Source organism: Sphingomonas caseinilytica (assembly GCF_023516455.1).
GTDB lineage: Bacteria > Pseudomonadota > Alphaproteobacteria > Sphingomonadales > Sphingomonadaceae > Sphingomicrobium > Sphingomicrobium caseinilyticum.
The window spans coordinates 981464-1002811 of sequence record NZ_JAMGBA010000001.1; the positions used below are offsets into that span (position 1 = coordinate 981464).

20 protein-coding genes, 1 tRNA gene and 1 riboswitch are annotated in these 21348 nt (G+C 64.4%); of the genes, 8 read left to right on the forward strand and 13 right to left on the reverse strand.

The window, feature by feature from the left end; genetic code table 11:
- Positions 1-78: 78 nt before the first annotated feature.
- Positions 79-648 carry a DUF7010 family protein gene (locus tag LZ496_RS04960; protein WP_249903475.1) on the reverse strand — a complete coding sequence of 190 codons (570 nt, stop codon included), beginning with the start codon at positions 646-648 and terminating at the stop codon, positions 79-81.
- Between the two features lie 66 nt (positions 649-714).
- On the opposite strand from LZ496_RS04960, the gene LZ496_RS04965 reads away from it, so the two are divergent.
- The gene (locus LZ496_RS04965) at positions 715-1185 is read left to right on the forward strand and encodes an RNA pyrophosphohydrolase (protein WP_249903476.1); all 471 of its coding nucleotides are present in this window, start codon (positions 715-717) and stop codon (positions 1183-1185) included.
- 85 nt (positions 1186-1270) lie between these two features.
- Here the strand turns inward: LZ496_RS04965 and LZ496_RS04970 are convergent, their stop codons facing one another.
- Positions 1271-1411 carry a hypothetical protein gene (locus LZ496_RS04970; RefSeq protein WP_249903477.1) on the reverse strand — a complete coding sequence of 47 codons (141 nt, stop codon included), beginning with the start codon at positions 1409-1411 and terminating at the stop codon, positions 1271-1273.
- A gap of 121 nt (positions 1412-1532) precedes the next feature.
- Here LZ496_RS04970 and LZ496_RS04975 point away from each other — a divergent pair, with 121 nt between their 5' ends.
- From LZ496_RS04975 to LZ496_RS04985, 3 genes are read left to right on the forward strand one after another with little or no spacing between them, the layout of a single operon-like run.
- A complete protein-coding gene (locus LZ496_RS04975) occupies positions 1533-2741 on the forward strand; it encodes a hydrolase (RefSeq protein WP_249903478.1) in 1209 nt (402 codons plus the stop codon).
- Positions 2738-3760 (forward strand): arginine N-succinyltransferase, encoded by a 1023-nt coding sequence (locus LZ496_RS04980; RefSeq protein WP_249903479.1) that lies wholly within the window; start codon positions 2738-2740, stop codon positions 3758-3760. Before LZ496_RS04975 ends, LZ496_RS04980 begins: the two co-directional genes overlap by 4 nt.
- Positions 3757-5004: an N-succinylarginine dihydrolase gene (locus LZ496_RS04985; RefSeq protein ID WP_249903480.1), complete on the forward strand. Its 1248-nt coding sequence runs from the start codon at positions 3757-3759 to the stop codon at positions 5002-5004. The genes LZ496_RS04980 and LZ496_RS04985 overlap by 4 nt, the downstream gene beginning before the upstream one ends.
- A gap of 409 nt (positions 5005-5413) precedes the next feature.
- Here LZ496_RS04985 and LZ496_RS04995 read toward each other — a convergent pair whose 3' ends face one another.
- The gene (locus LZ496_RS04995) at positions 5414-5758 is read right to left on the reverse strand and encodes a hypothetical protein (protein ID WP_249903481.1); all 345 of its coding nucleotides are present in this window, start codon (positions 5756-5758) and stop codon (positions 5414-5416) included.
- 538 nt (positions 5759-6296) lie between these two features.
- On the opposite strand from LZ496_RS04995, the gene LZ496_RS05000 reads away from it, so the two are divergent.
- Together LZ496_RS05000 and LZ496_RS05005 are read left to right on the forward strand one after the other, a co-directional pair.
- A complete protein-coding gene (locus LZ496_RS05000) occupies positions 6297-6455 on the forward strand; it encodes a hypothetical protein (protein ID WP_249903482.1) in 159 nt (52 codons plus the stop codon).
- A 152-nt stretch (positions 6456-6607) separates the two neighbouring features.
- Complete coding sequence (locus LZ496_RS05005; protein WP_283937878.1) at positions 6608-7441, forward strand: outer membrane protein; 834 nt, start codon at positions 6608-6610, stop codon at positions 7439-7441.
- Positions 7442-7691: 250 nt separating this feature from the next.
- Here LZ496_RS05005 and LZ496_RS05015 read toward each other — a convergent pair.
- Positions 7692-7768 (reverse strand) — tRNA-Arg (locus LZ496_RS05015).
- A 92-nt stretch (positions 7769-7860) separates the two neighbouring features.
- On the opposite strand from LZ496_RS05015, the gene LZ496_RS05020 reads away from it, so the two are divergent.
- Positions 7861-8361, forward strand: coding sequence for a hypothetical protein (locus LZ496_RS05020; RefSeq protein WP_249903483.1), 501 nt, complete (start codon positions 7861-7863; stop codon positions 8359-8361).
- Here LZ496_RS05020 and LZ496_RS05025 read toward each other — a convergent pair.
- The 7 genes from LZ496_RS05025 to metX form a co-directional block, all read right to left on the reverse strand.
- Positions 8358-8930, reverse strand: coding sequence for a GNAT family N-acetyltransferase (locus LZ496_RS05025; RefSeq protein WP_249903484.1), 573 nt, complete (start codon positions 8928-8930; stop codon positions 8358-8360). The two genes, LZ496_RS05020 and LZ496_RS05025, sit on opposite strands and share 4 nt — an antisense overlap.
- Positions 8927-10186 carry an APC family permease gene (locus LZ496_RS05030; RefSeq protein ID WP_249903485.1) on the reverse strand — a complete coding sequence of 420 codons (1260 nt, stop codon included), beginning with the start codon at positions 10184-10186 and terminating at the stop codon, positions 8927-8929. The genes LZ496_RS05025 and LZ496_RS05030 overlap by 4 nt, the downstream gene beginning before the upstream one ends.
- The gene (locus tag LZ496_RS05035; RefSeq protein WP_249903486.1) at positions 10179-11624 is read right to left on the reverse strand and encodes a pyridoxal phosphate-dependent decarboxylase family protein; all 1446 of its coding nucleotides are present in this window, start codon (positions 11622-11624) and stop codon (positions 10179-10181) included. The genes LZ496_RS05030 and LZ496_RS05035 overlap by 8 nt, the downstream gene beginning before the upstream one ends.
- Complete coding sequence (gene hemB / locus LZ496_RS05040) at positions 11624-12616, reverse strand: porphobilinogen synthase (protein ID WP_249903487.1); 993 nt, start codon at positions 12614-12616, stop codon at positions 11624-11626. The genes LZ496_RS05035 and hemB overlap by 1 nt, the downstream gene beginning before the upstream one ends.
- Positions 12617-12713: 97 nt before the next feature.
- Positions 12714-13796, reverse strand: a complete 1083-nt coding sequence (locus LZ496_RS05045; RefSeq protein WP_249903488.1) for a homoserine dehydrogenase family protein — start codon at positions 13794-13796, stop codon at positions 12714-12716.
- A complete protein-coding gene (gene metB, locus LZ496_RS05050) occupies positions 13793-14968 on the reverse strand; it encodes a cystathionine gamma-synthase (protein WP_249903489.1) in 1176 nt (391 codons plus the stop codon). Before metB ends, LZ496_RS05045 begins: the two co-directional genes overlap by 4 nt.
- Positions 14965-15984, reverse strand: coding sequence for a homoserine O-succinyltransferase MetX (metX, locus tag LZ496_RS05055; RefSeq protein ID WP_249903490.1), 1020 nt, complete (start codon positions 15982-15984; stop codon positions 14965-14967). The genes metB and metX overlap by 4 nt, the downstream gene beginning before the upstream one ends.
- A gap of 79 nt (positions 15985-16063) precedes the next feature.
- A riboswitch (SAM riboswitch) is annotated at positions 16064-16182 on the reverse strand.
- 77 nt (positions 16183-16259) lie between these two features.
- On the opposite strand from metX, the gene LZ496_RS05060 reads away from it, so the two are divergent.
- Positions 16260-17165: a diacylglycerol/lipid kinase family protein gene (locus tag LZ496_RS05060; RefSeq protein ID WP_249903870.1), complete on the forward strand. Its 906-nt coding sequence runs from the start codon at positions 16260-16262 to the stop codon at positions 17163-17165.
- Here LZ496_RS05060 and LZ496_RS05065 read toward each other — a convergent pair.
- Both LZ496_RS05065 and LZ496_RS05070 read right to left on the reverse strand, forming a co-directional pair.
- The gene (locus LZ496_RS05065) at positions 17149-18615 is read right to left on the reverse strand and encodes an MATE family efflux transporter (protein ID WP_249903491.1); all 1467 of its coding nucleotides are present in this window, start codon (positions 18613-18615) and stop codon (positions 17149-17151) included. The two genes, LZ496_RS05060 and LZ496_RS05065, sit on opposite strands and share 17 nt — an antisense overlap.
- Before the next feature lie 101 nt (positions 18616-18716).
- Complete coding sequence (locus tag LZ496_RS05070) at positions 18717-21341, reverse strand: valine--tRNA ligase (protein WP_249903492.1); 2625 nt, start codon at positions 21339-21341, stop codon at positions 18717-18719.
- Between the last annotated feature and the right edge of the window lie 7 nt (positions 21342-21348).

The window sequence follows — 21348 nt, forward strand, 5'->3', positions numbered from 1 at the left end:
ATCAACGTCGACATCATTGAGGGGACTGTTCGCGATCTCCAGCGCGGGCTGAACAAAAAATCTTGAGCTAGCGTTCTACTAGCCGCCAGCCGTCGCCGGGAAATTCGCGAGACGTGTCCGCCAGTCAATTCTGCTCAGCTGGACGACCGAAATTGCATAGGCGAGCGCAATGCCAGCGGCGACCGCCCCCATCCGGTTGCCGGGGACCAGATGCCAGGCGGCAATCACAAAGATGATCCGCATCGCCAGATGGATGAAGCCGACCGGGTGATCGACGGTCCAGGAGAAGACCACCCAGTGAAGCGCGAAGCCGATCCCGACCGACACGGGGAATAGCTCCGGCGCATAAATCCAGACCATGATGTGGATCGCCCATGTCGCAAGGGCCATCACGCGAGCCTTGGCGGCGAGCCCGAACAGCGGATTTTCGACCGGCGACCCCAGTTCTTCGCCGCGGATTTTCATCATGACGGCGCCGATCGGCATGATCGACCAGAAGCAGAGCGTCAGGACGAGATTATGCCAGCGCGGATCGACAACCAGGCTGAGCAGCGCGGCGGCCGAATAGGCGATGATCCCGGTCATCGGCAGCGCCATCGAACCCTTGCGCCGCGTGATGAAATCGAGCCGCATTTCCTGAAATGTCATGACCGCCCCTCCCCCTTTGCGCCGATGGTCTAGGCCCGTGGCATGCTTGTCGCTAGAGAATCAGCAATGACCGACGACAATCTCTATCGCCGCGGTGTGGGTGTGATGCTGATCAACGAGCATCGCCATGTCTTCGTGGGACGGCGGATCGATAATCGGGACGAGGCCTGGCAGATGCCGCAGGGCGGGATCGACAAGGGCGAGAAGCCCTGGCCGGCGGCGCTCCGGGAATTGGAAGAGGAAACCGGGGTCCGCCCGAAGCTGGTGGAAAAGGTCGCGCGCCTTCCGGAACAGCTTCGCTACGACATTCCGGACGCGATCGCGTCGCGCTTGTGGGGCGGCAAATGGAAGGGGCAGGTTCAGGACTGGTACCTGGCCCGGTTCCTCGGCAGCGACGACGATGTAAACATCGCCACCAAGCATCCCGAATTCAGTCACTGGAAATGGGTCGAGCCGCATCTGCTTCCCGAGCTGATCGTGCCGTTCAAGCGGGACATGTACCGGACGATCGTCGAGGGGTTCTCGGAATATCTCTAAATTGTCATGCCAGCGAAGGCTGGCATCCGTGGCATCGACATGGGCCCCAGCCTTCGCTGGGGCGACACAATAGGATAATTGGCTTCTACTTGCCGGCGGTGAAGTAGCCGATCCCGCCGCCAACCAATGCGCCGACGATTGGCCCGATGAAGGGAAGCGGGATTGCAACGACCGCGCCGATGGCGGCGGCGATCGCGGTGCGCTTGTGCAGTGGATTCTCAAGCATCGTATCTGCTCCTTATAGTGTCTTATATATATAATACACAGGGCGCATTCAAGGGTCGCATTCCGGCAGCCGGCGCGACGGGGTGGTTTTGCGTCACCGGCCACGCTAGAGCCTCAGCACCATGGGGGAATTGACCAGCCTGGAGCAGAAATGCGTCGAAGCCGCCGCAGCGGAGCCGATGCTTGCGCAGGTCGAGAATTGGAGCGCGGTCAATTCCGGTTCGCGCAACCTGGACGGCCTCGGGATCATCGGCGCGCGGCTGGCGGGCGCGTTCTCCGACTTGCCCGGCGACGTAGCGATGCTGGAACCGGCAAGGGTCGAAGCGGTCGACGCGAACGGCAAGGCCTTCGAGGTTCCGCACGGGCGGAACTTGCACCTCAAGGTCCGGCCCGACGCTCCGGTCCAGCTGCTCTTCACCGGCCATATGGATACGGTGTTCGGTATCGACCATGCGTTCCAGTCACTGAGCTGGCTGGAGCCGGGCAAGGTGCTGAACGGCCCTGGTGTTGCCGACATGAAGGGCGGGATCGCGGTGATGCTCGCGGCGCTGAAGGCGGTCGAGGCAAGCCCGCTCGCGTCCGTTCTCGGCTATGAGGTCGTCATCAACAGCGACGAGGAAGTAGGATCGCTCGGATCGGCGTCGCTGATCGCCGAAGCGGCACGGGGCAAGCGCGCGGCGCTAACCTATGAGCCTTCCGCGCTACCCGACGGGACATTGGCCGGAGCGCGCCCCGGTAGCGGCAATTTTTCCTTCGCCGTTCATGGCCGTTCGGCACATGCCGGCCGCAATCCGGAGGAGGGTCGAAACGCGCTCGTGGCGGCGGCGGATCTTGCGCTGCGCCTGAAAGCGGCGGTTGGCCCGGGCCTGAAGGTCAACCCAGCCAAGATCGATGGCGGATCGCCGAACAATGTCGTTCCCGACATTGCGGTCCTGCGCGTCAATTTGCGCCCATCGACGCTTGACGACCAGGCACGGGCGCAAGCGCTGATCGACGGTTCGGTCGCGGCGGTAGCGGCCGAGCATGATGTAAGGATCCATGCGCACGGTCATTTCGCCCGCCCGCCGAAGCCAATGACGCCGGAAGCAGAGACGCTGTTCAAGCTGGTCCAGCAGGCTGGCGCGGACCTTGGCCAGACGATCGGCTGGAAATCGACCGGCGGGGTGTGCGACGGCAACAATATCGCGGCCTGCGGAGTCCCCGTGATCGACACGATGGGCGTCCGCGGCGGAAGCATCCATTCGATGGAGGAATATCTGATTGTCGACAGTCTCGCGGAGCGTGCCGCGCTCTCGGCCCTGACCATCCTCAGGCTGGCGGAGGGCGCATGACCTGCCGGATCCGCGCCGCGAGGCCGAGCGACGTTCGCGCATTCTATGACCTTGCCAAGCTGACGGGCGGCGGGTTCACCAACCTTCCCGCCGAGAAGGCGACGCTGGAAGCGAAGCTGGAGAGGTCGGAAGCCGGGTTCAGCCGCGAGGGTCAGGGCCCGTCCGACGACCTTTACGTCTTCATGCTGGAGAATGTCGAAACGGGGCAGATCCGCGGCACCTGCCAGATTTTCGGCGCGGTCGGAACGGACCGGCCCTTCTACAGCTATCTCATCTCGACCTTGACGCAGAAGAGCGAGGAGCTGGGCCGGATCTTCCGCAACCAGACGCTCAACCTCACCACCGACCTTGAAGGGTTCAGCGAGGTCGGGGGTCTTTTCCTTCACCCGCAGGAACGCGCCGGCGGGCTTGGAATGCTGCTGGCGCGATCGCGCTACCTGTTCATCAAGCAGCATCGGCCGCGGTTCGGGGATTCCGTGCTGGCGGAGCTTCGCGGGGTGATGGACCAGGCCGGCCATTCGCCATTCTGGGATGCGATCGGCGGACGCTTCTTCGGAATGAACTTCCCGGAGGCCGACGAATTCAACGCCGTCCACGGCACGCAATTCATCGCCGACCTGTTTCCCAAGACGCCGGTCTATGTGGCGATGCTGCCGGAAAGCGCGCGCGCCGTGATCGGCCAGCCCCACCCGACCGGCCGGGCCGCGCTCAAGATGCTTGAGAATGAGAATTTCGACTGGGACGGCTATGTCGACATCTTCGATGGCGGCCCGACGGTCACCGCGCGCACGGACAAGATCAAGACGGTGATGGATGCCGACTGGCTTCGCGTTGCCGGAACCGGCGGCGAAGGCGGGGCGCCGACGATGCTGGCAAGCGGCGTGCTGCACGAATTCGTCGCCTGCTATTCCCAGACGAAGCGCACCGATAATGGCGAGCTGCTGATCGAAGCCAAGGCCATGGAAATGCTCAACATCGGACCGGGCGACCGGGTGCTGGCGGTCGGCCGATCGTCATGATCCGCGAGATCAACTTCGACGGGATCGTCGGGCCAAGCCATAATTATGCCGGGCTCAGCCTCGGTAATCTCGCGTCGGCGCGGAATGCCGGACATGTGTCACAGCCTCGGGCGGCGGCGCTTCAGGGCATCGATAAGATGCGGTCGAACATCGCGCTCGGGCTGGTGCAGGGCGTTTTCATTCCGCAGCCGCGACCGGGCCGGGCGTGGCTCGCCGAGCTTGGAACAACTGTCGAAAATGCCGAGCCGCATCTGGCGGCAAATGCGATGAGCGCTTCGTCGATGTGGGCAGCCAATGCCGCGACGATCAGCCCCGCGCCCGATACCGCCGACGGCAAGTGCCACCTGACGGTCGCAAATTTGAAGACGATGCCGCACCGGAGCCATGAGTGGCCGGCGACGCTGGCGCAACTTCGCCTCGCCTTCGCGAGCGATGCCTTTGCCGTGCACGGCCCGGTGCCGCCCGCTTACGGCGACGAGGGCGCGGCCAATCATATGCGCCTGACGCCCGCGCACGATCAGCCCGGTGTCGAAGTGTTCGTCTATGGCGTGGCCGGAGGGCCCTTCCCTGCCCGGCAGCACGTCGAGGCATCGAAAGCGATTGCCCGGCTTCATCGCCTCGATCCCGAGCGGACCCTGTTTGCGGCACAGAGCGAGGAAGCGATCGCGGCTGGTGCGTTCCACAACGACGTCGTGGCGGTGGCAAACGGGCCGGTGCTGTTCGCGCATGAGAAGGCCTTCGCCGACCGCGATACGCTGGTCGGCGCATTAGCGGCCAAGGTCGACGGGTTCGAACTGGTCGAAGTGCCCGATGCCGTGGTGCCGCTGGCCGATGCCATCCGCAGCTATTTGTTCAATGCCCAGCTGGTTACGCCGCCGGACGGAGCGATGACTTTGGTCGCGCCGACCGAATGCCGCGACACGCCGTCGGTCAACGGCTGGATCGAGCGGCATCTGGCCTCGAACGGTGCGATCCGGCGCGTCAACTTCGTCGATGTGCGCCAATCGATGGCCAATGGCGGCGGGCCGGCGTGCCTTCGCCTTCGCGTGGCCTGCGATCCCTCTGACGTCGATCCGCGTTTCCTGGTCGATGATGCCAAGCTGGATCGGCTGGCCGGGGTGATTTCACAGCGTTGGCCGGACGAAATCGCGTCGGACGATATCCAGGCCGCGTCCCTGATTGCCGATGTCGAGCGCGCACGCCGGGACCTGCTCGAAACCCTGGACATGCCTGAACTTAACTAGTCCGTTTTGGGACAGTTCGCTGGAAGCGATTCGACCCGACTCAAAACTTGAGTTACCCCGAAATTGTTAAAGGGCGGTTTACCACTGTCCTTAAACGGGAAATGGCGGAACGCCGCCAATGGCATCGCGTTGGGTTAACCTATGACGAGACTTCGCAAGATCGGCAGACTGTTTGTCATCAAGACCCGCCTCGAGGCCTTTCTTGTTACCTATGCGATCGCCGTCGGCTCCGTTGAGCGCGGCGTCCACTATATGCAGAACTATCCCGGTAACGGCGGCATAATCCTGGCCATTGCGTGCCTCGGCCTGCCGTTCATCGCCGGGGCGAAGCTGCTGGACAGCGTGCGTCCCGCGGAACCTGCATTGGCGAAGTCGGCGGCGCCTGCCCGCCGCAGGGCACCGCGGCTGGTTAGTCGTAGTCGACCCAGAGCTGGCCGTTCTGCCCACGGTTTAACGTCACCGAGGTCGCATCACACAGATTGACGCCGGTAAAGGTGGCGTTGCTGCCATCCGCCAATGTCGCGCGGATGTCGAAGGCGCAATCGGGATTGGCGAAGGCCACCGCGACCCTCGCGCCGCTTGAAGGCGAGCCGCCAAGCGGCTGCCAAGCACTCGTTCCAACCCGGCGGATTGAAAGCGAACTGATGTTCGCGCCGGTCTTGTTGACCAGCGTGAAGTTTCCGGCATCGGCCAGGGCGGGCACCGGCAAGGTGACCATCGCCAGCCCAAGCAACGGGGCGATCAAGCGTTTCATGCCTGTAATATACTCGCTGCGGGCGCCGGATTCAAAGATTCAGTAGCAGGTTGGCGCGCGCCCACCCCGCTCGTCGGACGCGCGCCAGAGCCTCGCGGCTAAGCCGCGAAGGCCGGAGGATGGTGCGGGCGACCCCGCGAAATGAATACAGCAGCCGCGGGTTGGCGCCAGCTTTCGGACAGCGGCAGCGCGGTCGCGCAGAAGCCGCATTCGGCCAGCGTTCGACCCACAAACCAGTGAGTGCGGCCACAGCCGGGGCAATGATTGATTTCATTTTCCCGGTAAACGGCGTGGTAGCCGCGGGTCGCGGGATCAAATCCCTTGGCTATCGAACTCCGCATGATCGCTCCTCCAATCCGGTTTGAACGTGCGATGAGTTGTTATGTTTCAACGATAAATTGATTCGGTCAGGGTGTCACCTCGGTGCAATCCCGATGTCCCGCTAGGGGACTTTCAAGCCCCTGTGGATATTAACCATCACTTTACCTTTTGCGCGCAATTTGCATCCGCCGAGTAGTGGGGTTGGGGAGTTAGCGACATGGAGTCGAACCAGCGTTTCTATATGCGCCGCGCTGCGGAAGAACGCACTGCTGCCCACCGAGCAGTTACCCCGCAAGCCCGCGAATGGCATGCCAAGCTGGCACAGGATTTCGCCCAGCGCGCGCTCGAGAACGGCGCCCTCATCGTCAACGTTTGACCGAAAATTCAGTCCGTTACGCTCTCAGGGAAAACCTGACCAACGCAGCGCAACAACCCTGACTAGTTTCCGACAACTAACAATGTTAAAAAATCCTTGTTCGTAAATTGAACGGGGGTACCCAAATGCTAAGTCGGACCTGTTTGGCCCTGATGGCCACAACTCTGCTTGCCACCCCGGCCATCGCCCGCGACAAGACGCTCTATATCGGAGCGGAAGCTGGCATTGCCTGGGGCACCGATACCGACATTGACGCCGAAGGCGTTCCCGTACCGGGAAGCGTCCCAACATTCGTTGATCTGGATAACTTCGTCGAGATCGACCACAAGATGGGCTACGACGTTGGCCTGATCTTTGGCTATGATGCCGGCCTGGTTCGGGCCGAGCTCGATCTCAGCCACAAACATGTCGGAATTGACGAGGTCAAATCACTCGTATTCGTTGGCTCCACGCCTTCCGAAGCCACTTTCGATATCGACGGTTCGACCAGCTATACCGCGATCATGGCTAATCTGCTGCTCGACCTCGGTAACGAGGACGGCGTCAGCTTCTATGTTGGCCCGGGCTTCGGCTTTGCATGGGGTAAGTTCGACCTCGACAATTTCGATTCCGATTTCGACGATGACTTCAAGGATGGCGGCGTTGCCTGGCAGATCGTGGCCGGCGTTCGCTATGCGCTCAACGAGAACGTCGATATCGGCGCGAAGTATCGTTATTTCCACCCGAGCCGCGTGACGGAAACGCTGTCGGACGGAACGGAACTGGACGGCGAGTTCAAGTCGCACTCGCTGCTGGCGACCATCACGTATAATTTCTACGTGCCGCCGCCCCCGCCGCCTCCGCCGCCGCCGCCGCCACCTCCGCCGCCACCACCGGCGACGCAGACGTGCCCGGACGGTTCGGTGATCCTGGCGACGGACGCATGTCCGCCACCGCCACCGCCGCCACCGCCGCCACCGCCTCCGCCGGAGCCGGAACGGGGTTAAGCGAGAAGGCATCTCAACGGAGCGGCGGCTGCCAGCTTCGCCGCTCCGATGGGGGCAGGGACGGTCCGGGAAGCGATTCCCGGGCCGTTACCTTTGGGGGCGAAAAGGAGATGGTCGTCACGAAGTAAATTCGTGACGTCGGTCCTGTCCCGGCTTGCCGGGCAGGCCGCCGACATTCGACGGCTCTACGCGCTGCTGACGATTGCGATGCAATCGCTGCGCTGCGCTCGGCGTCTCATGGGTAGAAAAATGGCGCGCCCGGAACGATTCGAACGTCCGACCCTCAGATTCGTAGTCTGATGCTCTATCCAGCTGAGCTACGGGCGCGTGCCGGGGGGTCCATTAGGGGGCAGGGCCCAAGTGCGCAACCCCCAAACGCCGACATTGCTTCGCCGGGCAGCCACCCCTAGATAGAAGGCATGCGAAACCGCGTCGTACTGGTATCGATCTTGCTCGCCGCAGGTTGCTCGTCCCCGATGACGAAGGAGCCCAGCCTTGCCCCGCGCGCGGCGGAATCGATCGATCCGCGCCTGCCGATCCCGGACCCGGTTCCCACCGGAACGGTAAATGCGGAGCTTGCCGCGCGGCTGAACGCCTTGGTCGAAACCGCGCGAGCCGCGGCACCGGCATTCAATGCGCAGGAAAGCGAAGCAAGCCGACTGGCCGCCTCTGCCGGGCCGATGGCGAGCGAAAGCTGGATCGCGGCGCAGCAGGCGCTGTCGCGGTTGGTCGAACGGCATGGGGTGACGACCCGCGCCGCCGGCGACATCGACGCGCTGGCCGCAAACCGGCTGGAGGGGCAGCATTGGATCCGCCCGTCGGACCGGGAAGCGATTGCAGCAGCAGCGGCGGAAGTCGGGTCGATCAATAATGCGCAGACCGAAGCGATCCAGCGGCTTACCAGCCGACTGGCGCGCTAGCCCACGGCCCTTTGCCGCGCGGCGGGCCACTCGGCCGCTTCGATCGAATAGACGATCGTGGGGTTCATCGCCGGCCCCCACCTCGGATCGTCGAAGTCGAGGTCCTGCCGCCTCACCATGCCGAGACGCTTCATCAGGCCCTGGCTTTCCTCGTTGGGTCCGATGGTCAGCGCGACGACATAGGGCGCACCGAAACGGTCGAAGGCGAGGTCGAGCGAGGCGATTGCCGCTTCCTTCGCATAGCCTTGCCCCCAGGCGCTTTCGCGTAGGCGCCAGCCGACTTCGAACTGGCCGGTGAGCGAAGTTCCTTCGGCATTGACGCGCTTCAGCCCGCAGAAGCCGAGCAACTCTCCATCGCCTTTCCGTTCGACGATCCAGAATGTGTGGCCGAAATCGCGCTGATAGCCGTCGAGGCGGGCCTTGGCGGCATCCCACACCTCCCGGCCTTGCACGCCGCCGAGATGGCGCATGACGGCGGGCGTATTCATCGCCTCGTAGAACCGGTCACTGTCCCCCTCGCCCCATTCGCGCAGGACCAGGCGATCGGTTTCGACGGCGATCCTGGTCATGACCGCCCCCGGCCCAACCGCGCCAAGAGGTACAGCAGGCTGCCGGCAAGCAGGAAGGCGATGAAGGCTTTCCATTCGTCGACGCGCGATTGCGATGCGGCCCACAGGCACAAGGCAGCTGATGCGAGGGGCAGCAGGATGCCGCCAATCGGCCGCAGGTTGCGCTCCTTAGCGTCGAGGCGCGGAATGGCCGCGATGCAGGCGAGATAGGCGAACAGCCGCGACACGGTGCTGATCACGGCAAGGGTGACGAAGGTGCCCGAAAGAGCGAGCGCAAGGCCGAGGCCGCCGACGGTGACGATCGAATTGGCCGGCGTCGAAAATCGCGGCGAGATCTTGCCGAACCAGCTTGGCAGCAAATGCTGGTCGGAAAGGCTGGAGGTGATGCGCGATATGGAGGTAACGGCGCTCAGCTGATTGGCGAGCACCGAGACGATCGCGGTGATGCCCAGCAACAGGGCTCCAGCCGGACCGAGCGACTGGGCCGCGAGATCCGCTAGCGGCGCGTCGCTTTCGCCGATGCCGGACGCGGAATAGGCGAGCTGCACGACGACGTAGAGCAAGGTGACGCCCGCTACCGTCAGGAGCAAAGCCCGGGGAATGGCGCGCTTCGGATCGCGCGTTTCGCCGGCGGGGATCGTAGCCGCCTCGAACCCGACGAAGGCATAGAGCGCGACCAGCGACACGCTTTCGACAGCGCTGAATTCCGGAAGGACTGGGGTCGGAATCGGGGCCAGCACCAGCCCGAGCGCGCCGATGAGCACCAGCGGGGCGACCTTGATCATGGTCATGGCGCCCAGCGTATCGACCGCACGGCGGATGCCGACGACGTTGACCAGCGTGATGGCGGCAATGGTGACGATGATCGTCACAGGACCGTCCAGCGGCGGCCACAGCGCGCCGGCATAGGCGGAGAGGACATGGGCGTTGGCCGCCAACGCCGCCGCGCGGGCCGCGTAGAGCATCCAGCCGGCCTGAAAGCCGATGAAGGGTCCGAACGCCGCGCTGGCATAAAGCTGCGGTCCGCCCGAGGAATCGAACCGGGCGGCCAGATCGGCGTAGCAAAGGGCGATCAGCATGACGCCGAGCCCCGCGATCAGCAGCAGCCACGGCGCAAAGCTGCCGACCGCCGCATCCAATTTTCCGGGCAGGCCAAAGATGGCAGCGCCGATCATGCCGTTCAGCGCGAGGAAGGCCGCGCCCCAGATGCCGACGTCGCGGCGGGTGCCGGGTTGCTCGTCTGCAGGTTCAGCCATGCTTCACCGCATCGGCAGCGCGCGCGATGGCGCCAATGGCCTCATCGACATGTTCGGCGTGGCTGCGGAACGACAGGATCGCGCAGCGAATGAAATATTTTCCGTCGATCCGGGTACCGCTCAGCATCACTCGCCCTTCTTGCTGCAAAATCTGAAGCAATCGTTCACTGGCGGCATCACAATCCATGCCGTCCGGAGCGTAGCGAAAGGCGACGACCGACAGGTCCGGCGGCGGGCCGGCATCGAAATCCGGCAGTTGCGACAGAAGCGCATGGAAATATTGCGCGAGGAGCAGCTTTTCCCGCTGTGCGGCACGGAAGGCGGCGACGCCGGCCATCTGCAAGGGAAGCCACAGCCGAAGCGCGCGGAAGTGACGCGTCAGCTCTGGCGACAGGTCCGCGGGCGACGGCCCGACTTCGCTTTCGCCCAGCGGCCGGATGTACTCTGCAGAGGCGCTGAACGCCTTTCGAAGCTGGTCGCCATCGCGCACCAGCGCGGCGCCAGTGCCGTAGGGCAGGAACAATGTCTTGTGCGGGTCGAGCGCCACGCTGTCGGCTAGCTCGATGCCACGGACTTTTTCGCGTCCTTCTTCGCACAGGGCGAAGAGGCCGCCGTAAGCCCCATCGACATGAAACCAGACGTCATGCCTGCGACAAACTTCGGCAATGGCCGGGAGCGGATCGACCGACCCAGTGTCGATGGTCCCCGCGGAGGCAATGACCAACCATGGGCGGATGCCGTCGGCGATGTCCCGCTCGATCGCCGCTTCCAGCGCGGCGACCGACATTCGGCAGCGATCGTCGGTGTCGATCAGCCGCTTGGGCGCGCGGCCGCGTCCGGCGATGTGCAGCGCCTTGTCGACGCAATAATGAGCGAAGCGGGTCGTGTAGACCGCGCCGCCGCCATCCGGATCGCGTGCTTCCCGCGCGGCAACGATCGCGGTCAGGTTGGCGATGCTGCCGCCGGAGGTCAGCGTGCCAGCGTTGGTCTTGGGATAGCCGATGACTTCGCCGAGCCAGGCGGTGCAGGCATTTTCCAGCCTGACTGCCCCGGGGCTTGCCGACGCGAAGCCCGAATATTTGTTGGAGACGGCGGCGAGGAAATCGCCGAGCGCCGAGTGGAACAGTCCCCCGCCGGGGATATAGGCCATGAACCGCGGCGAGGTGGTGGTGAAGCCGGGCTCATTTACGCATTGGCCGAAGTAGGAGAGCAGCGCATCTGGATCGCGCCCCTCTTCCGTAAATTCCGGGTCGAGCCGCTGCGCGAAAACGCCTTCCCATTCGTTGTTGGTCGGCGCGTCGGGGATGGACTCCAGATAGCCGAGCGCATGGCCGAGCACCTTGTCGCCCAGGACGCGACGCTCGCCTTCATCAGGCTCGAGCGGACGCATTTCTGTCTTGAGGGCCTCGAGTTCGGCCCTTAGCTGCTCGACGTTCACTAGCCGATCAGTCGGGCGGCGAGCGGAGCGTGATAGGTGAGGACGCCGGTCGCGCCTGCCCGCTTGAATGCCATTAGCGTTTCCAGGACCAGCGCGTCGCGCTCCCCGGCGCCGGCGGCGGCGGCGGCCTCGATCATCGCATACTCGCCGGACACCTGATAGGCGAAGGTCGGAACGCCGAACGCGTCCTTCACCCGCGCCACCACGTCGAGATAGGGAAGGCCAGGCTTCACCATCACCATGTCGGCACCTTCGGCGAGGTCCAACGCGACTTCGCGCAGCGCTTCCGCGCCGTTGGCCGGGTCCATCTGATAGCCGCGCTTGTCTCCCTTCAGCAGACCGCGCGAACCGACGGCGTCGCGGAACGGGCCGTAGAAGGCGGAGGCATATTTGGCGGCATAGGCCATGATCGCGACGTCCGGGCAGTCGGCCGTCTCCAGCCCCTGGCGGATCGCGCCGATCCGGCCGTCCATCATGTCGGACGGGGCGACGATGTCGGCCCCCGCCTTGGCTTGCACCATCGCCTGCTGCACCAGGACCGCGACAGTCCTGTCATTCATGACGTTGCCGCGTTCGTCGGTCAGGCCGTCATGGCCGTGGGCCGTATAGGGATCGAGCGCGACGTCGGTCATAACGCCGACCTCCGGCACCTTGTCCTTGATCGCCCTTATCGCGCGGCAGATGAGATTGTCGGGGTTGAGCGCTTCCCGAGCATCCTCGCTGCGCAGGTCCGCCGGCGTGTTGGGAAACAGGGCGATGCAGGGAATGCCAAGGTCGCGGGCCTCCCGGGCCTTGTCCGCCAGCCGGTCGACCGACCAGCGGCTGACACCAGGAAGGGTCGCGATCGGCTCCTCCTGCCCCTCACCCTCGCAGATGAAGAGCGGCCAGATGAGATCGCTCGGATGCAGGCGATGCTCCGCCAGCATGTCGCGGATCCATGGGGCGCTGCGGCCGCGGCGCATGCGCATCGCAGGGAAGGAAGCTTGGGACATACTGTCCCATATCGTCATTCCCGCGAAAGCGGGAACCCAGATTCTTCCTTGTTGCGCTGGGTCCCCGCTTTCGCGGATGACGGATGTTAAGCTGAGTTCACGCGGCCAATGGTCTTCCGATCGCCATCGCCCGCAAATGCAGCACATCGTCGAGCAGTGCCGCCGCGGTCACTTCGGCGCCTGCGCCCGGTCCCTGGATCACCAGCGGCTGGTCACGATAGCGATCCGACCAGATGGCGACGCGATTGTCCGTCCCGCCGCCCCCGTGAAGCGCATCGAGCGGGCAAAGCTTTTCCAGGCCGACGCGCGCCTTGCCCTCCTTCAGCCGCGCCACGAAGCGCAGGCTGCATCCCTCGGCGCGGGCCGAGGCGAGCAGCGACGCAAGCGGCGCGTCGAGCAGGTGCAGGCTGGCATCCACCTCTCCGGGTGAGAGGCGGGCGAGCTCCGCCGGGACCAAAGACCGAACCTCGACCTGATCGCTTTCGATCGCGAAGCCAGCAGAACGGGCGAGGATCAGTATCTTGCGGCGCACGTCTTCGCCCGAGAGATCTTCGCGAGGATCGGGCTCGGTGAAGCCCTTGTCGCGCGCCTCACGAACCAGTTCGGAAAAAGGCCTGCTGCCGTCGAAATGGTGGAACAGCCAGGCGAGCGAGCCGGACATCACGCCGGAGATGGCGTGAATATGGTCACCGCCTGCTCGTAGCTCGCGGATCGAGCGGAGCAGCGGAAGGCCGGCTCCAACTGTCGCGCGGTCGCCGAAGCCGGTGCTCGTCCGCTTGCAGGCGTCGTCGATCGCCTGCCACTGGTCGAGCGACGTTCCCGCAGCGAGCTTGCAGGCAGTCGCAACATGCACTCCGGCCGATAGACAGGCCGCATGGCGTGAAGCGGTGGCAGCGTCGGCGGTGGCATCGATCAGGATACGGATTCCATCCTTTCCAAGCGCCGCAAGCGGGTCCGACTGGATCGCGGCGCCGTTGCGCGGGGCATTGGGAAGGCGGTTTGCGCAGTCGAGCGGATCGAGGCCGGCCGCGTCGCGGAGCGCCAGCCGGGTGTTGGCGGCATAGACCAGCCGAAGCTGCTGGCCGCGCGGAGATTCCTGCCATTCGGCGAGACGGCGAAGCACCGCGAGCCCCACCGTCCCGCTTCCAAGCAGGGCTACTTTCGCAACGGGCCCGCTCATTTACACTGCTCCACGATTTGTGCGGCGCGGACGAGACCGGTGCGAATGTCGGCGGCGAGGTCGTCGAGGCTCTCGATCCCGACCGAAAGGCGAAGCAATCCCGGCGTGATACCGGCGCGAGTACGTGCCTCCTCGCTCATGGCAGCGTGGGTCATCGTTGCGGGGTGAGCAACCAGGCTTTCGACCCCGCCAAGCGATTCGGCCAGTGAGAAGCAGGTCAGCCCTTCGGCGAAGGCGCGCGCTCCTGCCTCGCCACCGCGAAGCTCGAACGAAAGCATCGCCCCGAACCCGTCTTGCTGGCGAGCAGCGATGGAATGGCCGGGATGGCTGGTGAGGCCCGGATAATGGACCGCCGCCACCGCCGGATCGGCCGCCAGCAGCTCGGCGAGAGCCGCGCAATTGGCCTGCTGAATCCGGAGCCGCGCATCGAGCGTGCGAAGTCCACGCAGGGTAAGGTAGCTGTCGAACGGCGAGCCGGTCAGCCCAAGGGCATTGGCCCACCAGGCGAGCTGTTCCTGCAAGGCAGGATCGCGGGCGATCGCGGCGCCGCCGACGACGTCGCTGTGGCCGTTGATATATTTGGTGGTGGAATGGACGACGATGTCGGCCCCATGCTCGATCGGCCGCTGCAGCGCTGGCGACAGGAAAGTGTTGTCCGCCGCGACCAGCGCACCGACTCCATGGGCCGCTTCGGCCACTGCCTTCACATCGGTGATGCGGAGCAGCGGGTTGGACGGCGTTTCGATCCAGACCAGCGAGGGCCTCTTGTCGATCGCCGCTGCCAGCGCATCGGGATCGGTGAAATCGCAGCTGTCGAGCTCGAATGCGCCCTTGGCCGCCAGCGCGTTGAACAGCCGCCAGCTTCCGCCGTAGCAGTCGTGCGGGACCAGCAGGCGATCGCCCGGTTCCAGCAAGGCATGAAGGACCAAGGTGATGGCGCCCATGCCGGTGGCCGTGACGACGCCGCCTGCGCCGCCCTCTAGCGAAGCAAGCGCCTCGCCCAGCTGATCTCGGGTGGGATTTCCGCTGCGGGTATAGTCGTAACGCCTTTTCCCGTCGAAGCCGTCGAAGTTGAAATTGGCCGACAGGTAGAGTGGCGGCGCTACGGCGCCATGGGTGGGGTCGGTATCGATCCCGGCGCGGACCGCGCGGGTTGCGAGAGATTGGGTCATTTCGAAAGCTCCAGGGAATTCAAAAAAGTGGCGATGATCGCGCCGACCTCGGCGTCTTCCTTGAGGAAGGCGTCATGGCCGTAGCGGGAATGGATGAGGTGGAAGCTGCTGCCGGCGACCTGGTCGGCGAGCGAGCGGATGTCCTCGCCCGGAACCAGGCCGTCCTGGTCGACAGCCACCAAGGTCAGCGGCACGCCGATCCCGGCCGGGTCGATCCGATGCAGATCGATCGATTCCGATAGGCGCCGGTAGGCGACCGCGCACATTCGCTCGCAGTGCCTGGCGCCCTGGAAATCGAGATAATCCTCGGCCGGAACGCGCAGTCGGTCGCCTTGGACTGAGGGCGCTTCGGCAAAGCGCTCCGCAAATTCCTGCCGCGTACGATAAGTCAGGATCGCCAGGGCACGAGCCAGAGCGACACCGGATTTGGGGTCGCCATGTGCTTCGCCCAAGGTCAGCGCCTGGCGTTGCAGCGCCCGGCAGGCACTGGCGAACGGATGGGCCGAAGCCGCTGCGCTGATGGCGAGCAAAGCACAGCAGCGCTCGGGATAGCGGGCGGCGAAATGCATTCCGACCATCGCGCCATAGGAAGCGCCGATGAAGCCCGCGATCGAATCGATGCCGCGATAGTCCAGCAACCGGGCAATGGCTTCGGCCTGGTCGGCGGGGTCGATCGGCCGGTCGACAAGCCCGTCGGCTCCTATCCAGTCAATGGAGAGCAGGCGAAAATCGGGAAGCCGGAAACTGCCGGCCTGCGATTGCCACCATCCGGCTTCCGGAAAGCCGCTGCTGGCGATGACGTGGCGGCCGGCGGAAATGCCTCCCGCCGCGAGAAGCACCGGCGCATTTTCCGGTCCTACGATCTCATAGCGAAGCCGGACGGTGGCGGTACCACCATGGGTCAACGGCAGGGTCAGGTCGAAATCACCGCGGCGCGCGCGGCCACAGGGCGCAAGCGCAGACAATTCGGCAGTCGAAGCGTCGGCTGCGTCTCTACATCGGTCGGCTATGATCATCGTCTACCCCGTCAAATTCCTCCCAACGAGGCATGCGGGGTGACAGACTGCTTAAGGCGCCACCCCGTGGGGTGACCCTCAACCATCTGCCGGTGGACCTCAGGTCCCCGCAGGACTTGGCACCTTTGGAGAAGCTTTCGCTCCTTCCCGGTTGCCCCGACGTCTTCGGGCCTGTCCCTCAGTCGGTCTCGATGGATGATTGCCAAATGACGGCAGACCGACACACTGTCAATCCGCCGGCGGGAAAGCTTTTCGACGCCACGCATTGTCCCATCATGGCCGATGCGCTTCCGAAACGGGCAATGCTGATCGTCAACGCCGGAAGCCGACAAGGCGAGGCGCTGTTCGAGCAAGCGCGCGAAAAGCTCGCCGCCGCCGGACTCGAGCTGATCGATGCGCATGTCGTCCATGACCCAAAAGTGATGGAGCCCGTCGTCAAGGCCGCCATCTCTCGGGCACCGATGGTCATCGTCGGCGGCGGCGACGGGACATTGTCGACCGTCGTCGACCATTTCGTCGGGAAGGATACGATATTCGCCGTGTTGCCGGTCGGAACGGCAAACAGTTTTGCCCGGTCGCTCGGCCTTCCGCTCGACATCGAAGGCGCGATCGACGTCATCGCCTATGGCCGACGGAAGCGGATCGATCTTGGAATGATCAACGGCGACTATTTCGCCAATGTCGCCGCGCTGGGCATGAGCCCGCTGATCGCCGACACGGTTCCCGCCGGACTCAAACGCTACCTCGGGATCTTCGGCTACATCATCTGGGCCATCCGGGTGGCGTTCCAGTTCCGGCCCTTCCGGCTTCGCGTCACGCTTGAAGACGGGACGATCGAGAGGGTCTGGGCGACCGAGGCGCGCATTGCCAACGGAAGCCACCAGGGCGGCGTACTTCTGATCGAGGAAGCCAGTCTCGATAGCGGTGAGATGATCATCCAGGCGGTGACGGGCACGAGTTTGCTCAGGCTCGCGTGGAGCTGGTTCGCAACCCTGTTCCGACTACGGCGGCGGGCACAGACCGTGACCGAATGGCGCGGCCGCCAGATGATCCTCGATTCAAAGCCGCATCAGAAGATCAGCATCGACGGGGAGATCAGCGCCAAGACGCCCGTGTCGGTCGAATGCGCCAAAGGTGCGATCGAGGTGGCCGCGCCGAGGGAAATCAGCCCGCAGGGCTGAGGGCGCCGCCGGGCTCGCGGGTCGTGTGGGCCTCCTCGACGCACTCCTCCTCGCTCGGCCGATCCTCTACCCGCATATGCGCCTTTCGCCAGCCGCCATGGGCGTAGAAGGCCGCGGCCAGCAGCAAGTTGACTGCCGAGCTGACCGGGAAACTGAGCCAGATCGCGTCGGCATCCAGTGCCGGATAGCCGGCGAAGATGAAGCCGAAGCGTATCGGCACCAGCCCGACGCACAGGATCGCAAGCGGTCCCCATACCGCTCCGTTGGCCCGGACCGTCCCGAACAGCACCATGGTCACGCCGAACAGCAGGAAATTCCAGGTCGCCAGCATGTGGATGTGGCGCGCGATCGGAAGGGCTGGGCTGTCGCTGCCCATGAACAGGCCCAGCACCGCATTGTCGGAAAGTGTCAGCACGACGATCAGCACCGCTGTGATCGCCACAGTGTAGATCACGCCCGACCGGGTAATCTGGCCGACCCGATCCCATTTGTTCGCACCGATATTCTGCGCAGCCATGGCGCTGACCGCCGCACCCAGCGCCATCGCCGGCATCTGGACATAGGTCCAAAGCTGCATCGCGACACCGAATGCCGCGGCGGTGTCGACGCCCTCGCGATTGACGAAGCCGATCAGGGCCAGCGCACTTAGCGAAATGACGATCATCTGGATGCCCATCGGCAGGCCCTTGGCGACGATCGTCTTCAATATCTCGCCCGACGGCAGCAGGTAGCGAAGCTCCTTGCCGCGAAGACGCAGCGGCAGGTCTTTCAGGTAGAGATAAATGATCATGCCGATCAGCGCCGTGTAGTTCGCGATCAACGTCGCCGTCGCCGAACCTGCGATGCCCATTTCCGGGGCGGGTCCCAACCCGAGGATGAAGACCGGGTTGAGCCCGCTATCGAGTACCACGGCGACGATCATGAACCACAGCGGGCTCATGCTGTCGCCCGAACCGCGCAGCGCCATCATCAGCAGTGTCAGCAGCAGCAGTGCCGGCATGGCGAGGAAGATGACCTGCAGATAATCGAGCGCCAGCGGCGCGGCGCCCGCCGGCGTACCGAGCAAGGCAAGGATGCTGCCGGACCAGCCATATCCGGCGGCCGCGATCAGGATGGTGACGAATAGGAATGCGCCGCCCGCCGTCCCGAATATGCGGCGAGCGCCGTCCAGGTCGCGCCGGCCCCAGGACTGGCCGATCAGGATCGTCGAGGCCATGCCGAAGCCGAACACGAAGGCCGTCAGCAGGAACATCACTATATTGGCATTGGAAGTCGCGGCCAGCGCGTCCTCGCCGAGGAATTGACCGACCCAGATGGCATTGATCGTGCCGTTGAGCGACTGGAGGATCGAGGATGCGAGCGTCGGAAGCGCGAATCGCAGCAGGGTCGGGCCGATGCTACCGTGGGTCAGGTCGCCTCGCCCGGCGGATTTCGCACCTGCGTCTGCCATTCCTTCTCCGTCACCCCAGCGAAGGCTGGGGTCTATGCCATCCGAGTTCGCGCAAACCCACCGATATGGATGCCAGCCTGCGCTGGCATGACGTTCTGGGGTTAGCCAAGTCGCTCCAACGCAGCACGAAGGCGTTCGGCTTCACCGGACTTTGCATCATGGTCGGCACGTGCCTTTTCCACGGCCTCCGGCTTGGCCCGCTCGGTGAAGGCAGGATTGGAGAGTCGGCCGCCGAGGCTGTCACGCTCCTTCTCTGCCGCCGCGATCGCCTTGGCGAGGCGCGCGCGTTCGGCATCGAGATCGATTGCGCCCTCGAGCGGGAAAGCGAGCGTCACGCCGCCAACGACGATTTGCGCTGAGCCCGGCAGTACCGCATCGGCTGCAACCGGCACGCCGACCTTAGCCATGCGCGCAAGCGTTGCGGCATTCTTGGTGAGCCGCTCCAGCATCGCCACGTCGCCGCCGATGACGTTCGGCGCCAGGGTTGCGCTCCACGGAATATTGAGCTCTGCCCGCATCGCGCGGACCTGGTCGATCACTTCGACTAGGCCGCCGATGTCGCGTGCCGCATTCGGATCGCGCTGCGCTTCCGGTTCCGGCCATTTGGCGACGATAAGCTCGTAGGGACGGTCGCCCATGCTGTGCCACAGCTCTTCGGTGACGAACGGCATGAAGGGGTGGAGCATGACCAGGATCTGGTCAAATGCCCAGGCGGCGACGGCGCGGGTTTCGTCGTCGAACGCGCCCTTCACCAGCTCGACATACCAGTCGCAGAAAGTGCCCCAGGTGAAGTGGTAGATGGCGTCAGCCATGTCGTCGAAGCGGAGCTCGTCGAATGCCTTGTTGAGGCGGCCAAGCGTGGCGATCACCTCGCCGATGATCCAGCGGTTGACCGGCAGGCTGGCCTCCGGGGCCGCGATGCTTTGCGAAGCGCCGATGCCGTTGCCCTGCAGGAAGCGCGCCGCGTTCCATAGCTTGGTCGCGAAGTTGCGATAGCCTTCGACCCGCTTCTCATCGAGCTTGATGTCCCGGCCCTGGCTTTCCATCGCTGCCAAGGTGAAGCGCATCGCATCGGCACCATATTTGTCGATGAGGACTAGCGGGTCGACCGTATTCCCCTTCGACTTGGACATTTTCTGGCCGTGCGCATCGCGGACCAGGCCGTGGAGATAGAGGGTGCGCCACGGCACCTCGTCGAGGAATTCCAGCCCCTGCATCGCCATCCGTGCATCCCAAAAGAACAGGATGTCGAAGCCGGAGATGAGCACGTCATTGGGGTAATGGCGCTTCAGGTCATGGGTCTGCTCGGGCCAGCCGAGCGTAGCGAATGGCCACAGAGCCGAGGAGAACCAGGTATCGAGAACATCCTCGTCCTGGCGCAGCTCCACGCCTTCGCCGGCCTGCTGTTGAGCTTCGGCAATTGTTTCCGCGACGAAAATATTGCCGTCGGCATCGAACCAGGCAGGAATGCGGTGGCCCCACCACAGCTGACGCGAAACGCACCAGGGCTGGATGCCTTCGAGCCAGTTGAACCAGGTCTTCGACCAGGTTTCGGGCACGATCTTGATCTCGCCGCTGCGCGTCGCCTTCATCACCCGCTCGGCAAGCGGTGCGACGTCAACGTACCATTGGTCTGTCAGCCAAGGCTCGATTACGACGCCCGAACGGTCGCCGTAAGGAGTAGCGATCGTGCGGTCCTCGACCTTCTCCAGCGCGCCTTCGGCCTCCAGCAGCTCGACTACGCGCTTGCGCACATCGAAACGGTCCATTCCGATCAGCTCGGCGGGAACCAGCCCGTCCTGCGTCTGCGTGATGTGCGCCGAGCCGTCGAGCATGTTGAGCATTTCGCCCGGCTTGAAGCCCGCGCGCTTGCCCACCTCATAATCGTTGAAGTCGTGCCCCGGCGTGATCTTCACCGCGCCCGAGCCGAGCTCCGGATCGGCATGCTCGTCGGTGATGATCGGGATCAGGCGTCCCGTGAGTGGATGCTTGATCTGCTTGCCGACGATCGCGGCATAGCGCTCGTCATCCGGGTGAACCGCGACGGCCATGTCGGCGAGCATGGTTTCCGGACGGGTCGTGGCGACGTGGATCGCGCCGGATCCGTCAGCCAGCGGATATTTGAGGTGCCAGAACTTGCCCTGCACCTCGCGGGTTTCGACTTCGAGATCGCTGATCGCGGTCTGGAATTTCGGATCCCAGTTCACCAGGCGCTTGTCGCGATAGATGCGGCCGCGCTTGTAGAGCTCGACGAACACCTTGATGACCGCGGCCGAGAAGCCTTCGTCCATCGTGAAGCGCTCGTTGGACCAGTCGCAGCTGGCGCCGAGGCGGCGGAGCTGCTTGGTGATCTGGCCGCCGGACTGGGACTTCCACTCCCAGACATGCTCGATAAAGGCGTCGCGGCCGATTTCGGCGCGGTTGATGCCCTGCGAGCCGAGATTGCGCTCCACCACCATCTGCGTGGCGATGCCGGCATGGTCCATGCCGACGACCCACAAGCTGTCCTTGCCCTGCATCCGCGCATGGCGAATGAGGATGTCCTGCAGCGTGTCGTCGAGCGCGTGGCCGATGTGCAGCGAACCCGTGACGTTCGGCGGCGGCATGACGATCGTATAGGGCTCGGCATTCGGGCGATCCGGGCGGAACAGCCCCTGCCCTTCCCAATGGGCATACCAGCGGGTCTCGATCGGGCCCGGTTCGAACGTCTTGGCAAGTTCGGTCATTGGCGGC

Excerpts from the sequence above, each read along its gene's own strand:
- LZ496_RS04995 (WP_249903481.1), bottom strand. The coding sequence starts at position 5,758 with ATGAAACGCTTGATCGCCCCGTTGCTTGGGCTGGCGATGGTCACCTTG.
- LZ496_RS04960 (WP_249903475.1), bottom strand. The coding sequence starts at position 648 with ATGACATTTCAGGAAATGCGGCTCGATTTCATCACGCGGCGCAAGGGT.
- LZ496_RS05025 (WP_249903484.1), bottom strand. The coding sequence starts at position 8,930 with ATGACCAGGATCGCCGTCGAAACCGATCGCCTGGTCCTGCGCGAATGG.
- hemB (WP_249903487.1), bottom strand. The coding sequence starts at position 12,616 with ATGTCCCAAGCTTCCTTCCCTGCGATGCGCATGCGCCGCGGCCGCAGC.
- metB (WP_249903489.1), bottom strand. The coding sequence starts at position 14,968 with ATGACCCAATCTCTCGCAACCCGCGCGGTCCGCGCCGGGATCGATACC.
- LZ496_RS05030 (WP_249903485.1), bottom strand. The coding sequence starts at position 10,186 with ATGGCTGAACCTGCAGACGAGCAACCCGGCACCCGCCGCGACGTCGGC.
- LZ496_RS04980 (WP_249903479.1), top strand. The coding sequence starts at position 2,738 with ATGACCTGCCGGATCCGCGCCGCGAGGCCGAGCGACGTTCGCGCATTC.
- LZ496_RS05070 (WP_249903492.1), bottom strand. The coding sequence starts at position 21,341 with ATGACCGAACTTGCCAAGACGTTCGAACCGGGCCCGATCGAGACCCGC.
- LZ496_RS04970 (WP_249903477.1), bottom strand. The coding sequence starts at position 1,411 with ATGCTTGAGAATCCACTGCACAAGCGCACCGCGATCGCCGCCGCCATC.
- LZ496_RS04975 (WP_249903478.1), top strand. The coding sequence starts at position 1,533 with ATGGGGGAATTGACCAGCCTGGAGCAGAAATGCGTCGAAGCCGCCGCA.
- LZ496_RS05005 (WP_283937878.1), top strand. The coding sequence starts at position 6,608 with ATGGCCACAACTCTGCTTGCCACCCCGGCCATCGCCCGCGACAAGACG.
- metX (WP_249903490.1), bottom strand. The coding sequence starts at position 15,984 with ATGATCATAGCCGACCGATGTAGAGACGCAGCCGACGCTTCGACTGCC.
- LZ496_RS05045 (WP_249903488.1), bottom strand. The coding sequence starts at position 13,796 with ATGAGCGGGCCCGTTGCGAAAGTAGCCCTGCTTGGAAGCGGGACGGTG.
- LZ496_RS04985 (WP_249903480.1), top strand. The coding sequence starts at position 3,757 with ATGATCCGCGAGATCAACTTCGACGGGATCGTCGGGCCAAGCCATAAT.
- LZ496_RS05060 (WP_249903870.1), top strand. The coding sequence starts at position 16,260 with ATGGCCGATGCGCTTCCGAAACGGGCAATGCTGATCGTCAACGCCGGA.
- LZ496_RS05000 (WP_249903482.1), top strand. The coding sequence starts at position 6,297 with ATGGAGTCGAACCAGCGTTTCTATATGCGCCGCGCTGCGGAAGAACGC.
- LZ496_RS05065 (WP_249903491.1), bottom strand. The coding sequence starts at position 18,615 with ATGGCAGACGCAGGTGCGAAATCCGCCGGGCGAGGCGACCTGACCCAC.
- LZ496_RS05020 (WP_249903483.1), top strand. The coding sequence starts at position 7,861 with ATGCGAAACCGCGTCGTACTGGTATCGATCTTGCTCGCCGCAGGTTGC.
- LZ496_RS04965 (WP_249903476.1), top strand. The coding sequence starts at position 715 with ATGACCGACGACAATCTCTATCGCCGCGGTGTGGGTGTGATGCTGATC.